This is a genomic window from Arthrobacter rhizophilus (genome assembly GCF_026241105.1).
In the GTDB taxonomy this organism is placed as follows: domain Bacteria; phylum Actinomycetota; class Actinomycetes; order Actinomycetales; family Micrococcaceae; genus Arthrobacter.
Window position 1 is genome coordinate 391,643 of sequence record NZ_JAPFFT010000001.1, and the last position, 16,292, is coordinate 407,934.

The 16,292-nt window shown below is 61.7% G+C and carries 16 protein-coding genes and 1 other RNA gene; 11 read left to right on the forward strand and 6 right to left on the reverse strand.

The window, feature by feature from the left end; translation table 11 throughout:
- The first annotated feature begins 1 nt into the window (after position 1).
- From OOZ51_RS01720 to ssrA, 10 genes are all read left to right on the forward strand, one after another.
- The gene (locus tag OOZ51_RS01720; RefSeq protein WP_265977159.1) at positions 2–265 is read left to right on the forward strand and encodes a hypothetical protein; all 264 of its coding nucleotides are present in this window, start codon (positions 2–4) and stop codon (positions 263–265) included.
- A gap of 3 nt (positions 266–268) precedes the next feature.
- Complete coding sequence (locus tag OOZ51_RS01725) at positions 269–691, forward strand: TadE family protein (RefSeq protein ID WP_265977160.1); 423 nt, start codon at positions 269–271, stop codon at positions 689–691.
- A complete protein-coding gene (locus OOZ51_RS01730; RefSeq protein ID WP_265977161.1) occupies positions 672–1,205 on the forward strand; it encodes a hypothetical protein in 534 nt (177 codons plus the stop codon). The genes OOZ51_RS01725 and OOZ51_RS01730 overlap by 20 nt, the downstream gene beginning before the upstream one ends.
- A 62-nt stretch (positions 1,206–1,267) precedes the next feature.
- Positions 1,268–1,678: a pilus assembly protein TadG-related protein gene (locus OOZ51_RS01735; RefSeq protein WP_265977162.1), complete on the forward strand. Its 411-nt coding sequence runs from the start codon at positions 1,268–1,270 to the stop codon at positions 1,676–1,678.
- A 66-nt stretch (positions 1,679–1,744) separates the two neighbouring features.
- On the forward strand, positions 1,745–2,860 hold the full coding sequence (gene prfB, locus OOZ51_RS01740) for a peptide chain release factor 2 (RefSeq protein ID WP_265977163.1): 1,116 nt from the start codon (positions 1,745–1,747) through the stop codon (positions 2,858–2,860).
- A gap of 163 nt (positions 2,861–3,023) precedes the next feature.
- Positions 3,024–3,788, forward strand: coding sequence for a cell division ATP-binding protein FtsE (gene ftsE / locus OOZ51_RS01745; protein WP_059387583.1), 765 nt, complete (start codon positions 3,024–3,026; stop codon positions 3,786–3,788).
- Positions 3,785–4,699, forward strand: coding sequence for a permease-like cell division protein FtsX (gene ftsX / locus OOZ51_RS01750; protein WP_265977164.1), 915 nt, complete (start codon positions 3,785–3,787; stop codon positions 4,697–4,699). Before ftsE ends, ftsX begins: the two co-directional genes overlap by 4 nt.
- Before the next feature lie 74 nt (positions 4,700–4,773).
- A complete protein-coding gene (locus OOZ51_RS01755; RefSeq protein ID WP_265977306.1) occupies positions 4,774–6,126 on the forward strand; it encodes a M23 family metallopeptidase in 1,353 nt (450 codons plus the stop codon).
- Between the two features lie 64 nt (positions 6,127–6,190).
- Positions 6,191–6,661, forward strand: a complete 471-nt coding sequence (gene smpB / locus OOZ51_RS01760; protein WP_028264808.1) for an SsrA-binding protein SmpB — start codon at positions 6,191–6,193, stop codon at positions 6,659–6,661.
- A gap of 147 nt (positions 6,662–6,808) precedes the next feature.
- Positions 6,809–7,177: a transfer-messenger RNA gene (gene ssrA / locus OOZ51_RS01765) on the forward strand.
- 813 nt (positions 7,178–7,990) lie between these two features.
- Here ssrA and OOZ51_RS01770 read toward each other — a convergent pair.
- The 3 genes from OOZ51_RS01770 to OOZ51_RS01780 all read right to left on the reverse strand — a co-directional run bounded on the left by OOZ51_RS01770 (position 7,991) and on the right by OOZ51_RS01780 (position 11,657).
- On the reverse strand, positions 7,991–8,464 hold the full coding sequence (locus OOZ51_RS01770) for a DUF3237 domain-containing protein (protein WP_265977165.1): 474 nt from the start codon (positions 8,462–8,464) through the stop codon (positions 7,991–7,993).
- Complete coding sequence (locus OOZ51_RS01775; RefSeq protein WP_265977166.1) at positions 8,461–10,212, reverse strand: CocE/NonD family hydrolase; 1,752 nt, start codon at positions 10,210–10,212, stop codon at positions 8,461–8,463. Before OOZ51_RS01775 ends, OOZ51_RS01770 begins: the two co-directional genes overlap by 4 nt.
- 74 nt (positions 10,213–10,286) lie before the next feature.
- Positions 10,287–11,657 (reverse strand): MFS transporter, encoded by a 1,371-nt coding sequence (locus tag OOZ51_RS01780; RefSeq protein ID WP_265977167.1) that lies wholly within the window; start codon positions 11,655–11,657, stop codon positions 10,287–10,289.
- Positions 11,658–11,834: 177 nt separating this feature from the next.
- On the opposite strand from OOZ51_RS01780, the gene OOZ51_RS01785 reads away from it, so the two are divergent.
- On the forward strand, positions 11,835–12,761 hold the full coding sequence (locus OOZ51_RS01785) for a PaaX family transcriptional regulator (protein ID WP_265977307.1): 927 nt from the start codon (positions 11,835–11,837) through the stop codon (positions 12,759–12,761).
- 28 nt (positions 12,762–12,789) lie between these two features.
- Here the strand turns inward: OOZ51_RS01785 and menE are convergent, their stop codons facing one another.
- The 3 genes from menE to OOZ51_RS01800 are packed head-to-tail and all read right to left on the reverse strand — an operon-like array spanning position 12,790 to position 16,259.
- On the reverse strand, positions 12,790–14,352 hold the full coding sequence (gene menE, locus OOZ51_RS01790; RefSeq protein WP_265977168.1) for an o-succinylbenzoate--CoA ligase: 1,563 nt from the start codon (positions 14,350–14,352) through the stop codon (positions 12,790–12,792).
- A 40-nt stretch (positions 14,353–14,392) separates the two neighbouring features.
- Positions 14,393–15,760, reverse strand: a complete 1,368-nt coding sequence (locus OOZ51_RS01795; RefSeq protein WP_265977170.1) for an MFS transporter — start codon at positions 15,758–15,760, stop codon at positions 14,393–14,395.
- Positions 15,761–15,803: 43 nt separating this feature from the next.
- Positions 15,804–16,259, reverse strand: coding sequence for a MaoC family dehydratase (locus OOZ51_RS01800; RefSeq protein WP_265977171.1), 456 nt, complete (start codon positions 16,257–16,259; stop codon positions 15,804–15,806).
- Positions 16,260–16,292 lie beyond the last annotated feature (33 nt).

Sequence of the window (16,292 nt, forward strand, 5' to 3'; positions counted from 1 at the left end):
AATGAAGAAACTCGGACGCAGCGGCCTTCCCGCATCAGGCCTTTTGCTTTGGCAATTGTGGGCTCTCCTGCTATCCGGATCAGGACTCAAGACGGACGCGGGAAAGTACTTGGCCCCCGGAGACAATCATCCCGAGCGAGGCGATGTACCTGGTTGGGTCATGATCACATTGATGTCTGCGGCACTCGTTGCGGGCTTGCTTGCACTCGCCGGCCCGGCTCTTGAAGGGCTCTTCAACCAAGCCATGAGCAAGGTGGGAAAGTAGCCCATGCCGTTCCGCAGCAGGGGAGCGGAGAGTGGCAGCCGAACCGGTGTCTGTCGCTGGGACGAGCAGGGATCCGCCGTCGTGGATTTTGTTTTGGTCGGTGGGCTCGTGACGGTGTTCTTCCTGGCCATCGTCCAGCTGACCCTCGTGATGCATGTGCGAAATACCCTGATCGATGCGGCCTCGTCCGGAGCCCGCTATGGCACTCTCGCGGACAGGACGCCGGCAGATGCGCGTGAGCGCACAGCAAACCTGATCGGCACTGCCCTGAATGCAGAGTTTGCCCGGGACATCTCGACGTCGGAGGCTAGCGTCCAAGGAATCCGCACCTTGGAAGTGACGGTCCGGGCGCCCTTGCCGGTCATAGGGTTGATCGGACCGGGCCCTGCACTGGAGGTGAGGGGTCATGCCGCGATTTCCGATTGATCTTGCCCGCGCTGGGCTTGCCCGGTTCCGCGAGGCTCTCTGCCTGCCACCCCAGGAGGGGCCGGACAACAATTGCACGCGGCGTGGCCTCGAACAGAGTGCCCCAGAGCGGGGAAGCGCAGTGGTGGAGTTCACTCTTTTGTCCCTCCTGCTCATGGTTCCTGTGGTCTATTTCATCGTCACCATCGGGCAGGTCCAAGGTGGTTCCTTCGCCGTCGTAGGTGCAGCGGACCAGGCCGCCAAAGTTTACGTGACGCGGAAAGAGGCCTCCCAAGGTCGAGTCGCCGCTGAACAGGCTGCTGCGTTGACTCTCGCGGACTACGGGCATTCCGCCCAGCGGGCGACTGTGGACGTCGCGTGCGACCGCGATGACTGTCTCTCTGCCGGGACGGCCGTCACTGTTACGGTCAAGCTCACGGTACCGCTGCCGATGGTGCCCTTTGGCGAGACTCTGCACCTGGATGCCGCGCATCTGAACGCATCTGCCACGCAAATCGTCGGACGGTTCAGGTGACGGACGTTGCCCTGCCCGCAAACGCGCTGAGGTCCCGTGCAAAGGGCAGCGAGAACGGCCAAATGATGGTATTGACCCTCGGCTACGTGGTGGTCGCATTGTTGCTGGCAACGGTTGTTGCCGCGGCTTCGGCTGTGTACATAGAACACAAGAAGCTTCTCTCCCTGGCCGACGGAGCGTCGGTAGCAGCTGCGGACAGTTATTCGCTCGGTCAAGTAGGCGGTGCTGAAAAGCCCTCGGCCGTACTCAGCAGCGAGAGGGTTCGCAGTGTTACCGAGTCATACCTGAGCCAAAACAGCGCCTATTCACGGTTCGATCAACTTGCCGTCGGACGGGACACAGGAAGTCCGGACAGCGCTACGGCTGAAGTCGTGCTCAGGGCGGTTGCCCATCCGCCTGTAGTGAGTTTCCTGCTGGCAGAAGGCATTCCGATCGAAGCCCGATCCACCGCGCGCTCCCGGCTTACCCGCTAAGGCAAGCCTTCACACGTCCATTGCCCGCGCCACGCCGGGCAATGGATGGCGTACTCTGGAACAACCATGGCTGAGATTGACTTTCCCGCAGAAATCCGCGCGCTTCGCTCCACCTACCGCTCCATCGAACAGGTTTCCGACGTCGAGAAGCTCAAGGAAGAGATCGCAGAACTGAGCGAGCAAGCTGGTGAGCCGAACCTCTGGGACGATCCTTCCTCCGCGCAGGTGATTACGTCCAAGTTGTCACACCGGCAGTCAGAACTTGAGCGGTTGAACAGGCTGACGGGACGCATCGACGATCTCGAAGTCCTCGTCGAGCTCGGCCAAGACGAAGACGACGACGCCTCCATGGTCGAAGCCGCTACGGAACTCGATTCAATCCGCAAGGCCCTCAAGGAACTTGAAGTGGTCACCTTGCTCTCGGGAGAGTACGACGAACGCGAGGCCGTAGTCACCATCCGTGCGGGCGCAGGCGGCGTTGATGCTGCAGATTTCGCCGAGATGCTGATGCGCATGTACCTACGCTGGGCGGAGCGCCATGGCTACCCGACTACCGTGATGGACACTTCGTACGCCGAAGAAGCGGGCCTCAAGTCAGCTACATTCGAGGTCAAGGCGCCGTACGCGTTCGGAACGCTCAGCGTCGAAGCCGGAACGCACCGACTTGTCCGCATCAGCCCCTTCGACAACCAAGGCCGGCGGCAAACTTCCTTTGCCGCCGTCGAGGTTATCCCGCTCATTGAGCAGACCGACTCTATTGATATTCCGGACAATGAGATCCGCGTCGATGTCTTCCGTTCCTCCGGTCCTGGCGGACAGTCGGTCAACACTACGGACTCCGCTGTGCGTTTGACCCACATTCCGAGCGGGATTGTGGTCTCCATGCAAAACGAGAAGTCCCAGCTGCAGAACCGTGCAGCTGCCATGCGCGTGCTCCAATCGCGCCTCCTCCTGCTGAAAAAGGAACAGGAGGACGCTGAGAAGAAGGCATTCGCCGGGGACGTGAAGGCGTCGTGGGGCGACCAGATGCGTTCCTACGTGCTCAATCCTTACCAGATGGTCAAGGACTTGCGCACTGAACACGAGGTGGGCAACACGTCAGCGGTGCTCGACGGCGACATCGACGACTTCATCGACGCCGGCATCCGCTGGCGCACCGGCAACCGCAACGCCGCAGAGTAGCCACCGATCGTCCGATTGGGCGACACACCGCACTAACCCCGCAATTCCGTAGCGGAGCGTGCGTATAGTCGAAGAGCCGGCGCTCAACTTCCCCCATCGAAAGCCCGTGCGCTGGCGGTTGGACTGGCCGAACGTGGCATGTCCGGCGGGGTTCTGAAGAGTCATGATCCGATTTGAGAATGTCACCAAGGTCTACGACCCCAATGCCCGTCCGGCGCTGGATGCTGTCAACCTTGAGATTGACCGTGGAGAATTCACCTTCCTCGTCGGGGCTTCAGGCTCCGGCAAGTCGACGTTTCTACGACTCATTCTGAAGGAAGACCGGGCAACATCCGGTTCGGTCTACGTCGCCGGCCAGAACGTGGCCAACATTTCAAGCTGGCGCGTCCCTAAGCTTCGCCGTGGCATCGGCGTCGTTTTCCAGGATTTCCGTTTGTTGCCGCAGAAGAACGTCTTCGCCAACGTGGCCTTCGCCATGCAGGTGATTGGTAAGAGCCGGAGCATCATCCGGGAGACTGTTCCAGAGGTGCTGAAGACTGTTGGGCTTGAAGGTAAGGAACGCCGCATGCCCCATGAGCTCTCCGGAGGTGAGCAGCAGCGCGTGGCCATCGCCCGCGCCGTCGTCAATCGGCCCGGCATCCTACTGGCGGACGAGCCTACCGGAAACCTGGACCCCATCACCTCGATGGGCATTATGGGCGTGCTCGACAAGATCAACCAGAACGGCACCACTGTGGTCATGGCGACGCACGACGACGACATTGTGAACGAGATGCGCAAGCGTGTGGTGGAGCTCCGGAACGGAGTTGTGGTCCGTGACGAGGCAAGGGCCCTGTACACCTCGATGATTCCGGTGGTGGGGGAGTCCCGGCGAATGAAGGACGCCAGCGATGCGGAAATCGACCGCGCGCAGGGGGTTCAGCAGTGAGGCTCGCATTTATCCTGGGCGAGATCGGCAGCGGCCTGCGCCGGAACCTGTCCATGGTGATTTCCGTTGTCCTGGTGACTTTCGTGTCCCTGACGTTTGTTGGCGCGGCCGGCATGCTCCAGATGCAAATCAACCAGATGAAGGGCTACTGGTACGACAAAGTCCAGGTTGCCATCTTCCTCTGCAATGACTCTTCGACGGCGACTGGCTGTGCTTCGGGCGCAGTGACAAAGGAACAGCAGGACAACCTGGCCAAAATGCTCGACTCGCCTGCGGTCAAGCAATACATCAGCGACTACCAATTTGAGTCCCAGGCTGAGGCGTTCAAGCACTTCAAGGAACAGTTCTCCAACTCTCCGATTGTTGACTCGGTAACCCAGGATCAGCTTCCAGCGTCGTTCCGAATCAACATGAAGAACCCTGAGAAGTACCAGATCATCAGCGAGACATTTTCCTCCCAAGCCGGCGTGGAGACCGTGAGCGATCAGCGTCAGGTCTTGGAACGGATCTTTGAGTGGATGAACGGCGCATCTGTGGCGGCGATGGTGGTCGCAGGAATCATGATCTTCTGCGCTGTCCTGCTGATAACGACAACCATCCGATTGTCCGCGTTCAGCAGGCGACGGGAGACGGGCATCATGCGGCTCGTCGGAGCATCGAAAACCGTCATCCAACTGCCCTTCATACTTGAAGGCGTCATCGCCGCCGTCGTCGGAGCTGTGCTGGCCTCCGGCACACTGTGGCTAGTGGCCCAATTCTGGCTCAACGGAGACTTGTCGAAACAGTTCCTGAACACTCCATTTATTTCCTCGGCCCAGGTACTCGTGATCGCTCCGGTCCTGATAGCGTTGGGCGGCGGACTGGCAGGGATATCTTCCCTCCTGACCCTTCGCCGATACCTCAAGGTGTAGCCATGAAAAGCAGTGACCTCCAGCGAACAGGACAGCCGATGACCCGGAAGTACCAGGCTGTCCTGCAGATACGCATGGTCAGCGGCCGTGCGAAGGTTGCCGGCTCTGTGCTGGCCATTGCACTGGCTGCGAGCTTGGGCACAGCCCCCTTGGCACACGCAGATAACCTCGATGACCAGCAGGCCGCCCTTAACGCGGAATCGGCGCGAGTACAACAATCCCTGGAGTTTGTTGACGCGAACATCGCCAAGGCGGCTGGCGACCTCGTGATCTACCAGGGCAGGCTCCCCGGAGCGCAACAGGCACTTCTCGAAGCGCAGGGCAGGGTCGCTTCCGCGGTGAAGGAAGCTGAAGCCCTCGCAGCGCGTGTCGATTTGGCGCAGCAGAGCAAGGCCAAGATCACCGAGCAGTTGGAAAACGATAAGCAAAAGATCACGGACACCAAGAAACTCATCGGCCAGATCGCGGCCCAGGCGTACAAATCCGGCGGCGTGCCCACAAACGTTGCCCTGCTGTTCGGATCGAACGACGGCGGGAACCTCACCGAAACGATGGATCTCGCCAACCAGGCGATGCGCAGCCAAAACGCGGCGATGACCAAGTTGACGCAGCAGAGTGCCACCAACGTGAACTCGCAGGCCCGGCTTGCCGCCGTCGAACAGGAAATTCGGGATCTCAAGGCGAAGGCTGATGCCGCACTGGAGCGTGAAAAGGCAGCCCGTGACGATGCGGCAGCCAAGAAGGCCGAGGTGGACAAGCTCATTTCGGACACCACCCGCCTCAATAGCCAACTTCAAGCGGCGAAGCCCGGGATTCAGACTCAACTGCAGCAAGTGAAGGCGATGCAGGACTCCGTCGCGGCTGAGATCTCGGAGCGGGACCGCAAGCTGCGTGAAGCGTGGCTGGCCGAGCAACAGCGGCTCGCCGCAGCCGCGGCTGCTGCCGCCCAGGCTCAAGGCCAGGCACCGCAACCCTACGTACCACCTGTGAGCAATCCTCGCTCCGGCTTTGGCCTGATCCACCCGGTTCCCGGCAACATCCCCATCACCTCGGGATTCGGATGGCGAGCGACGCCGCCTGGAACCATTGATTTCTACGGCCAGGGTGGTTACATGCACACCGGCATCGACTTCGGTGCGCCTTGCGGCACCCCGGTGTACGCGGCCGCGGCTGGCACGGTCTTTTCGGCTGGCTGGGGCAACGACGGCGGCGGCAACAGGGTCAAGATTTCGCACGGGGTCATCAACGGCGACTCCCTGACCACTATCTACTACCACAACACCAGCGTGGTGGTTTCTTCGGGGCAGCAGGTGAGCCAAGGCCAGCTCATCGCCTACTCGGGTACAACGGGTAACTCCACTGGATGCCATGTGCATTTTGAAACTTGGGTGAATGGTCAGGCTACAGATCCTATGAACCTTCTGTAGCCCACGCGGCAGGGTTCTGCTGGCGTAGACTAGTGTGATTCTTCGACAACCAAGGAGTTCTACCGTGCCCAAGGAAAGTGGCCGTAAGGTAGTGGCCACCAATCGGAAGGCCCGGCATGACTACCACATATTGGATACTTATGAGGCCGGAATTGCCCTCATGGGAACTGAAGTGAAGTCCCTGCGTGAGGGTCATGCCTCGATGGTTGACGGCTTTTGCACCTTCTACAATGACGAGTTGTGGATGGAGGGCATCCACATCCCTGAGTACAACCAAGGGAGCTGGACCAACCATGCCGCCCGCCGCCGTCGTAAGCTGCTGCTTCACCGCGAGGAACTCAACAAGATTTCCGGTAAGATCCGCGAGACCGGCCTGACTGTGGTGCCGCTCCAGTTGTACTTCCTGGACGGACGCGCCAAAGTCGAGATTGCCCTCGCTCGAGGCAAGAAGGACTATGACAAACGCCAGACGCTGCGTGAGCAGCAGGATAAGCGCGAATCACTGCGCGAACTCCGCGAGCGGAACCGCCGCTAGTTCGGTGAGGATTCCGTCGGGGCGGAAGCTAAGGCGTGTCCCGGAATGTTCCGGTGCCTCCATGCGTTATGATGATTAACCCAGCAGGAATTGATTCGCGGATACTCTTGAGCGCTCGCGGTTCTGCAGGGATTGATAACAAAATACGGGGATGATCGGTTTCGACGATGTTAGTCGCGACAGGTGAAGCGGGCCGAGGATGCAGAATTATCTCGTAAACGCTGTCTGCAAACCAATAAGTGCCAATTCTAAGCGCACTGACTTCGCTCTTGCTGCCTAAGCAGTAAGACAGTCCGTCAGCCCGAGGTTGCTATTGCCCCGGATCCTGGCGTCATTTAGATAGCCACTGCTGTTTGCCTCCGTCATCGAGGCAAATGGGACACTTAGATGACTGGGCCCGGATCAGCTACTTGTTCGCAGGATAGCTGGGGCCGAGAAATTCCGACGCGAACTGCGCCCGGAGAAGCCCTGACAACACGACATCGGACGGGGGTTCAATTCCCCCCATCTCCACATTTGTGATGAGTCGAGACATCCTTCAGGGATGAGTCGGGTCATCGGTTACACCCCGGTCTTCGGACCGGGGTGTTTTCTTTGTCTGGGTTGGTAGTCCCGGGCGGGGTCGCAGCCTCCTATTTCCGCCGGTCTCACGATTCCGGATGGTGAGGCTCTGGCTTGTCGCCCTTACCGCCGTCGTTGGCCGGGGGATAGGCAGTGTCCGGTTCGCGGTGTTTGGCAGGGCTCTTGCGATGGAGCAACGTCCGCCGCTGGCGTCCAAAGACCATCACAGCTCCTACCACCGCTGCTCCAACAAGCACCAGCGCGACCCAGATCCATTGTTGCCCGTCCAAGTTCGCCCCAAATCCCAGCACATCGGCTGATTCCGGCATTGCTACGAAAGGCCGAGGCCCCGGCGGCCCGGTCCGGGAGGCGGACCCAGCATGGAGTCAGTCCTTGTCCCTACGCAGGAGGTGCACCAATCCTGGTTCTGGGACGGCGGGTAGTCCATCCAGCCCGTCCGCCTTGCCTTTGTCCATGGCTGTGGGCGCTAGCAACCTGGGTCCGAATCAGCCTCAACGTCATCATGATTTGCCCCATTCCTGATGGTTACGGGATGCCGCCTGACTCTGGGTCCATCAGCAGTCCGGACTCAGTCGCGCAAATCTGGTCCATCCGTCTCGGCATGGACGCTAGGCGCAACAGTAGGAGTACAGACCGCTCCTGTCGCGAGTGGTGGTTGCTTGTTTTGGGGAATTCCTACTCGACAACTGCCTCGATGTGCCGGGTGTGGTTGTTAACCAGCGGTGAGAGAGTCCGACGACGGCAGGGCTAGTCGATCAAAAAGATCCGCACGACCACCTGATCGGGATGGCGTTCGCCGGTTCCAATAGCTAGACGGTTGTTGAGCCAGGAGAGTGCGGGCGGGGAACTAGTTAGACGCGGCCAGCAGCGAAAGTAGATGCGGTCCGGGGGGACATCCTCGCCTCGGTTCAGTCGTTCGATGTCCTCTTCCGTGCCGTGACGAAGTGCTGTGTTGTGGACATAGACGCGTTGTCCCGCGTCCGTTTCCAGCGCATATCGGGCATCCAGTTCAGTGAGTTCCCGGCTGCGCAGTATCTGATAGTCGGCGCCGCCCGGAAGGACCTTGCCGCTGACATGGGGGCCGTGGAAAGTTCCTCCGGTGATAGGAACGATCCGGCGGTGTCCCTCCGGTGTAGTCCCGACGTCGACCGGCGGCCCGACGTCGACAGAGACTTCGGCGAAAAAGGACAGCCCGGGTGCCGCCGTCCGGTTGGTGGTCACAGTACGCCTGCGATCAGGCGGCTCGGGTGCAGCTCACCGAAGTGGATGGCCTGCCGGGCAATGACCGTCTCGTCAGAGTCGTAGGCGCGCTTGCCGGTGTTTAGGTTCCTGTCCCAGCGCGGATGGCAACTGGAGGTGACTTGCACCCGGAGCCGCTCGCCGGGCGCGAAAGTATAAGCCGTCTGCCAGAGACTCACCGTGTATTCATGGATGCTGCCGGGCTTGACCAGGGAAGGCTCGTGGCCAGGAGCGTAGCGTCCAGTGCCCGCATGGCTATCCCGCCAGGAGGCGCGGACGATCCCGTCTGCCAGCGACAAGGATGTTCCGTCGGCCGCCACTCGGCAAAGACGCACCACGAAGTCCGTATCGACGGCAGAAGTAGAGGCGAAGAAACTGGCCCGCACTTCCCCGAACACGGTCAGGGGCTCGGTGAAGGCCTCGCTGGTGAAGACGAGGACATCCTCACGCTCTTCGACGGTCTCCTGCCGGGCGGGTCCTGCCGGGAAGGTGCCGTGGATCATCGTGGCTCCTCCCACTGTGCGCACAGGGTTCAGGGGGTCGTAGTTGTATTCCGCAATGCCGTCTGCTCCGGGCTCGGGGGGGAGGGAACCGTCACGTCCGAAGTACCAGGATCGTTCGCTCGCTGGAACGGGGAGTTCTTCGAAGCCGCGCCACTGGTTCTCGCCCATGAAGTAGAGCAACACCGTGGGAATGCGGGGCAGGCGCTCCGGCCGATTCTTGAGGACGGCGTCGAACCAGTCGGTGTGGATCCGCGACAAGTCCCCCAGGCCGTTCATCATCCCGGACGCCGAGGCGATCCCGAAGTTGATGTCCGGGTAGGCGCCGGTGAAGTTCGTGTGGGTCCAGGGGCCGACGATCAGGCGGGGTGCGGGGGAGCCCTGGTCCCGGCTCAACTCAAGCTGCTTTCCGTACTGTTCGAATGTGTTAGGCGCGAAGATGTCGAACCAGCCGCCGATGTGCAGGGTCGGGAGCGGGACGGGCGTTGCCGATGCGGCGTCCCACAGTTTCGTGAAGCGGCTGCCCGGATCCTCACCCGCGGAGGGCAGCACATGGGAATTCATGAACGTTCCGAGTTTCGGGGAGAGCCTGCACAGCGGAAGTGTGTCGAAGAGCGAGCCGTCGGCGAAGCCGCGGTCCAGGTCGAGCCAGGATTCGAGTTCCTTTTCGCGACGCTCGGGGTCGTCGTCGAACTCGCGGAAGAGTTCGTTCACGGAGATTGAGGCGTGGCCCCAGCCGAGCCGGCTGCCGAGCTCGTGGGCTCCACCTCGGTAGAGTGCGCCGTTGTTGGCATTTCCACCTGCTGAAATGCCAAGGGCGAGGGCACGGAGGGCGGACGGCGACAAAGATGCAGCACGCCATTGTGTCTCGGCGAAATAGGAACGGCCCCACATCCCGACGCTGCCATCGGACCAGGGCAGCCCTGCGGCCCAGGCGATCGTGTCCGCGCCGTCGGAAGCTTCGCTGACAGAAGGGGTGAAGACGCCGTCCGAGCCGAACCTCCCGCGGCAGTCCTGCAGAATCACTCCATAACCCTCGGCCGCTACGGTTGCCGGGTTGAAATAGGCGGAATTTACCGAGAGGTCCCTGCCGTAAGGAGTTCTGGTGAGCAAGACCGGAAACCGTCCGCCGCCGTCGTCCGCGGGGCGGTAGACGGTTGACCGCAGGACTGTGCCATCGGTCATGCGGGTTTCGACGTCGGTCTCGATGAGTACGGGGAGCGGGCTCACGTGGGCGGTCCTTTGGGTTGGTGGAGTTCGGGGTCCGCGGAGGAAGCACGCAGCCGTACCTCCTCCGCGGAGGCTCAAGACGGGCTGGAGGTCTTCGTGCCCAGCGCTTCGGTGGGTACTTTGTAGGTTTCTTTGACCCAGATGGCCGTCACCGTGGCAGAGACGAGGCAGCAGCCAGCAGTGAAGGCCGCTACGGGCACCCAGCCGGTGGGGCCGGGCTGTACGATTGCCGCTGCGATCGTCGGCGCGAATCCGGTGACAACCAACCCGAGCTGTGAGGCTGTCGCGGCCCCCGTGTACCGGATGCGGGTTTCGAACATCTCGGCCGTCATGGAGGGGCCGAGCGGATTGACCAGGCCATAACCGACCGTCATGAACATGATGGCCGTGACGAAGATCAGCGCGATCGAGCCGGCGCTGATTGACCAGAAGAATGCGAAGGCCGATGCGGCGCAGATGAGGTTGCCGGCAATGAACACGGGCTTGCGGCCGATTCTGTCGGCGAGGATGCCTGCGTATGGCTGGACGACGATCCCGAGGGCCGCGGTCACGATGGTGACGGTGAGCATGAGGGCGGCGGGGATCCCGAACTTTCCAGAGTAGGCAAGCGCGAAGGCCGCGAAGATCGAGGACACGACGCTCCATAGGCCAAAGAAGATGACCTTGATGATGGTGGTCCAGTGGTCCCGCAGGACGACTTTGAGCGGCAGTTCCTTGGAGCCTTCGGACTCCTTTGCCGATTCGAACACCTCGGATTCGGGAAGGCGAAGCCGGATGTACAGTCCCACCGCCACGACAATGATGCTCGCGAGGAAGGGCAAACGCCAGCCCCAGCTCAGCAATTCGGCCTGTGGAAGGAGGGATACCGCAAGGAAGGCCAGGGAGGCGAGCATGATTCCGGCGACCGCTCCGGTGTTGACCCAACTCCCGTAAAACGCCCGCTTGTTGCTGGGTGCGTGCTCGAGTGTCATCGTGACCGCGCCAACCGATTCACCGGCGGCGGAAGCGCCCTGCAGGGCGCGCAGCAGAACCAGGAGGACAGGGGCGGTAGCGCCGATGGCGGCAGTGGGGGGCAGGCACCCGATGAGGAAGGTGGCAACCCCCATCATGACCAAGGTGAGAACCAGCATCTGTCGGCGGCCGATGCGGTCGCCGAAGTGTCCGATGACACCTGCGGCCAGTGGACGGACGAAATATCCGACTCCAATGGTCGCCATGGAAAGAAGGGTACCCAGTGCCGGGTCGATTCCGGGGAAGAAGATCTTGTTGAAGATCAGGGCCGACGCCGAGCCGTAGATGAAGAAGTCGTAGTACTCGAGCGTGCTGCCGATGAAGCTCGCGGCGGCAGCCCGGCGGGCATGTCCGGTGCCGGCGTGGGTGGTTGAAGGGGTGATGTCAGCGGGCGGCGTCAGTGCCGTCGGCGGAACGATGGGACCAGCGGTCATTGCGGATCTCCTGAGTGTGAAAGGGGCTTGGGGCTCGCAGTGCGGCAGGGGCTGAGTTCCGCTAAGAATTGTGGTCTGCATCACTCGTAGAAAAATAGTATGCGACTTCGTCCACGTCCGTCAATATAAGTGCATAATAAATTATTGCGGCGCAAGGGCTGACAGAATGGGTAGGTGATGCCAGCGACTGCTTCCTCCGCTTCCGGCTTGGTCCCCGAGGCCCCTGTGGACTTTCCCCGCCCCTTGAAGGGCTCGTCTACCCAGCACCTGCTCACCACGATGCTCGGCGATTTCTGGCAAAACACGGACGAGTGGATTCCCGCCAAACTGATCTCGGCACTCGCATCCCCGCTTGGCGTGTCGCCCTCCGCCTGCGCGACGGGTCTCAGCCGCTTGGCAAGCAGGGGAGTGTTTGAACAGTCCAGCGCCGGAAGAACGTCGCGGTACCGGTTCACTCAGCGGGCCCGAGTGCGGCTGCGCATCGGATTTGAACAGGTGCGCTTGTTCGGTAGCCAAAGCAACGCTTGGGACGGCTCCTGGACGGTGATCGCATTCTCGGTTCCCGAGTCCTCCAGGGAAATCCGGGACATGTTCCGTTCCCGGCTTCGATGGCGGGGATTCGCCCCGCTCTACGGGGCGCTGTGGGTATCGCCGCGGGACCATGCCGAGGAGCTGGAAGAAAACTGTGCGTCCTTTGGCGTCGAGGACTACGTCATCTTTCGGACGGCGGATCAGACCCTGCGCGGAAAAAGCCTGATCACGGCGTGGTCTCCCGAGGAGCTGGCGGAGCAGTACGCGCCCTTCATTGAGAGCTACAGTCCTTGGGTGGAGAAGGCGGATGCTGGCCTTGTTACCGCCGCGGAGGCCTTCCGCGTCCGCACGATGGCCATGGACGCCTGGCGCGCCTTTCCCTGGAACGACCCCGATCTGCCCGCAGAGCTGCTCCCCGAGAAATGGCCATTGGCCGAAGCCCGCAAGATCTTCGTACGGGTGTACGACGGTCTGGCGGCTTCGGCACTGGCCCACGTCGATGCGATCGTTGCCGACGACTCACCACCCCTCGGTGGATCCGCGTCATGCATCCCTATAGAGACCGGACGCTGATACGCTACTGCTCTCGGAAGCGAATCCCTCAGGAAACAGTGCTCCGCCGGAGTTCGCTTTTTCGGATCTTTCCGCTGGCCGTTCGTGGCATGTCGTCCACGAACACCACAGTCTTCGGGATTTTGTAGCGGGCCAGTCTGCCGGCCAGGTGCTCCTTGAGTTCGTCCTCGGTCAACAAGGCTCCCTCGCGCAGCACCACCACGGCGCGTGGGACCTCTCCCCATTTCTCATCCGGGACACCGATGACTGCCACGCTGCCCACGGCGTCGAGTTCACCGATCGCTTGTTCCACCTCGGCAGGGTAGATGTTCTCGCCGCCCGAAATGATCATGTCCTTGAGCCTGTCCGAGACGAAGACGAATCCGTCCGCATCCTTGTAACCCATGTCCCCGGACTTGAACCAGCCGCCGTGCTCATATGATTCAGCCGTGGCATCGGGCCGATTCCAGTATTCGTGGATGACGTTGGGGCCCTTGATCTGGATTTCCCCCACCGCGCCCTGCTCGGCAAGGCCTCCTGCGACGTCGGCGATCCGGACATCGCTGAAGAAATGCGGCAACCCGGAGGAGCCTGCCTTGTCCCGGGACCTGGCGGCGGGCAGCGTGGTGGCCCCCGGCGCCGTCTCCGTCATTCCGTAGCCGTTGGAGAAGCGCAGCCCGCGCGTCTCGTACGCTTCCAGGACGCGCATCGGAACTGCTGATCCGCCGCAGGTCAGCTTGTTGAGGGAGCTAAGGTCCGACGTCGGCCAGGCCGGGTGCTCGCAGAGCATCTGGTAGGTGGTGGGCACCCCGCTGATGGTGGTCGCCCGGTGCCGCTCGATGAGCTCCAGGGTGCGCTGGGGATCGAACCTCGACTCGAGGACCACGGTCCCGCCCTTGAGCAGCGTCGGCAGCACTCCCATGTCGAGCGACGCGACGTGGAACATCGGGGAGATCATCAGGGCCACGTCGGTGGAGGAGAAATCGAAGTCGACGACCACGTTGATGCAGTTCCAGGTGATGTTGCCGTGGGTCAGCAGCGCACCCTTTGGTCGACCTGTCGTACCGGACGTGTAAAGGATCATGGCCCCGTCGTCCAGCCCTACTTCTTCGTCCAGATGCTGCGCAGCCCCCGAGGCGACGACGTCCTCATAGTCTTCCGCCGGCGTCGTGCTCTCACGTCCGCTGTCGCCGAAGGCCGGGCCGCCCGTGAAGGAGTCGCCGACGGCGATGCGCCGGCTCACGTGGGTGCCTTCCGCGCCGCTGGCCGCAAGGTTGCCGAGGCTCCCGGAGTGAATCAGCGCAACGGCACCGCAGTCGTCGAGCTGGAAGGTGATCTCAGGCGGCGCCAATCGAGTGTTGAGGGGTACGAAGATCGCCCCGAGCTGCCCACAAGCAAAAAGCGTTTCAAGGAACGCGGGATGGTTTTCACCGAGGTAGGCCACCCTGTCGCCCTTGGCAACGCCCCCGGCTTTGAGGGCGTTGGCGAGCCTGTCCGATCGTTCCGCAAATTCCTCATAGCTGAGTTGCCGGTCTCCGGCGATCAGCGCAATCTTGCTCCCGGACTTCGGGCGGCGACGCTGCAGCCACGAACCAATGCCAAAATTCTCCATGACGGTCCTTTCTTCTTTCCAAGCTAGACCTTTCGCCGCCTCACGGCCGGACGGTCTGCAAATCGTTGTTCTTCGGTTCCCGGGTCAACAGGATGAAGATGATGGAGACGACCGACATCGCGGCCAGGTAGAAGACCACCGAGCCCGTGTTCTGGCCGGAGTCCTTGAAAATCTGGGCCACGATCCCCGGCGTGAAACCAGCCCCGAGGAGCGTCGCGAGCTGGTAACCGAGCGAGGCCCCCGTATAGCGGGATGTGGTGCCGAACTGCTCCGAAACGAAGGCCGCCAGGGGCCCGAAGAGCGTCGAGTGGATCATCAGGCCGACGGTGAAGGCGACGAAGATCAGCAGGATGTTGTTCGAGGACAACATCTGGAACATCGGGACCAGATAGGCGATGAAGAGTACGAGTCCGCCGATCATCACGGGCCGCCTGCCAAGCTTGTCGGAGAGCCTGCCGCCAAGGATCACGAAGGAAATGGAAATGAAAGAAGCAGCGGCGAAGGCGTACAGCACGCCCTGGCGATCGGCGCCTTTGGAGACGGCGAAGGTGACGGCAAACGTTGCGAGGACCACCTGGAGTGCAAAACCCGCCGCCCCGGCGAGCATGGTGAAGATCAGGGTCTTGGGCCGGCGCAGCACCTGGAGGAGTGGGATGACGGGCTTAATGGCGCCGCCGTTGTCCGCGTTGCGGGCCGCTCTTTCCTGTTCTGCCACCCTTTCCTGTTCGATGGCGGCTTGGAAGATGGGGCTCTCCGAAACCTTGAGCCGGACGAACATGCCCACTGCGAGCAAGACAAACGAGAGCAGGAAGGGAACGCGCCAGCCCCAAGCGAGGAACTCGGAGTTGGGCAGTGCCGAGAAGACGCCCATGATGAGGGTGCCCAGCACGGCGCCCGACGGCGCTCCGGCATTGACGAACGAGGCCGCAAAGCCGCGATTCCCCGATTCCGAATGCTCCAGCGCCATCAAGGCGGCCCCGCCCCATTCTCCGCCCACGGCGATGCCCTGGAAAACGCGAAGCACAACAAGCATCACGGCGCTCCACGGACCCGCCACTGAGGCGCCCGGGACCAGGCCGATCAGAGCGGATGCCAATCCCATGACCAACATGGAGACGATGAGCATTCCCTTGCGTCCCAGCTTGTCGCCGAAGTGGCCGAAGATGACGCCACCCAACGGGCGGGCTACGTATCCCGCGGCGAAGGTGCCGTAGGCGGCCACGACACCCACCCAGTCGTCCATTCCCGAGAAGAAGACCTTGGGGAAAACCACAGCCGCGGCAGTGGCATAGAGCAGGAAGTCGTAGTACTCGATGGTGCTGCCCAGGTAGCTGGAAGCAATGACAGTGCGTGCTTCCTTGCGCTTGGTGGCTACGTCCATGGATTGAAGCTGCGATATTTGGGACATCGTTGTTCCTTAAAGCAGGGGTGGGGGGAGCTGCTTGTGGCGGCTATTTGTAGAAGCGGGCGAGGAATTCGGCGACGACGGCGGGGCGTTCCTGGCCTTCGATTTCGATGGTGCTGGCCACCTTGATCTGGGCGCCGCCCTTGACCTCGGTGATTTCGGCGATGGTGGCTTGCATGCGGATGCGCGCGCCCACTTTGACCGGGGAGGTGAAGCGGACCTTGTCCAGGCCGTAGTTCACCTTGGTGGTGACACCCTCGACGTCGAACAGTTCCCCCCAGAACGGGATGATGAGCGAGAGGGTGAGGAAGCCGTGGGCGATCGGGGCCCCGAACGGCCCGTCCTTCGCCCGTTCCGGATCCACGTGGATCCATTGGTCGTCTCCGGTTGCGTCCGCGAACTTGTTGATTTGTTCCTGGGTGATTTCGCGGTATTCGGTGACGCCCAGGTCGGTTCCGGCGAGGGTGAGCAATTTGTCGAAGTCGACGACGAGATTGGGCATTGTTGCCTCCTGTGGTGGTTTTGGATTAAGAGA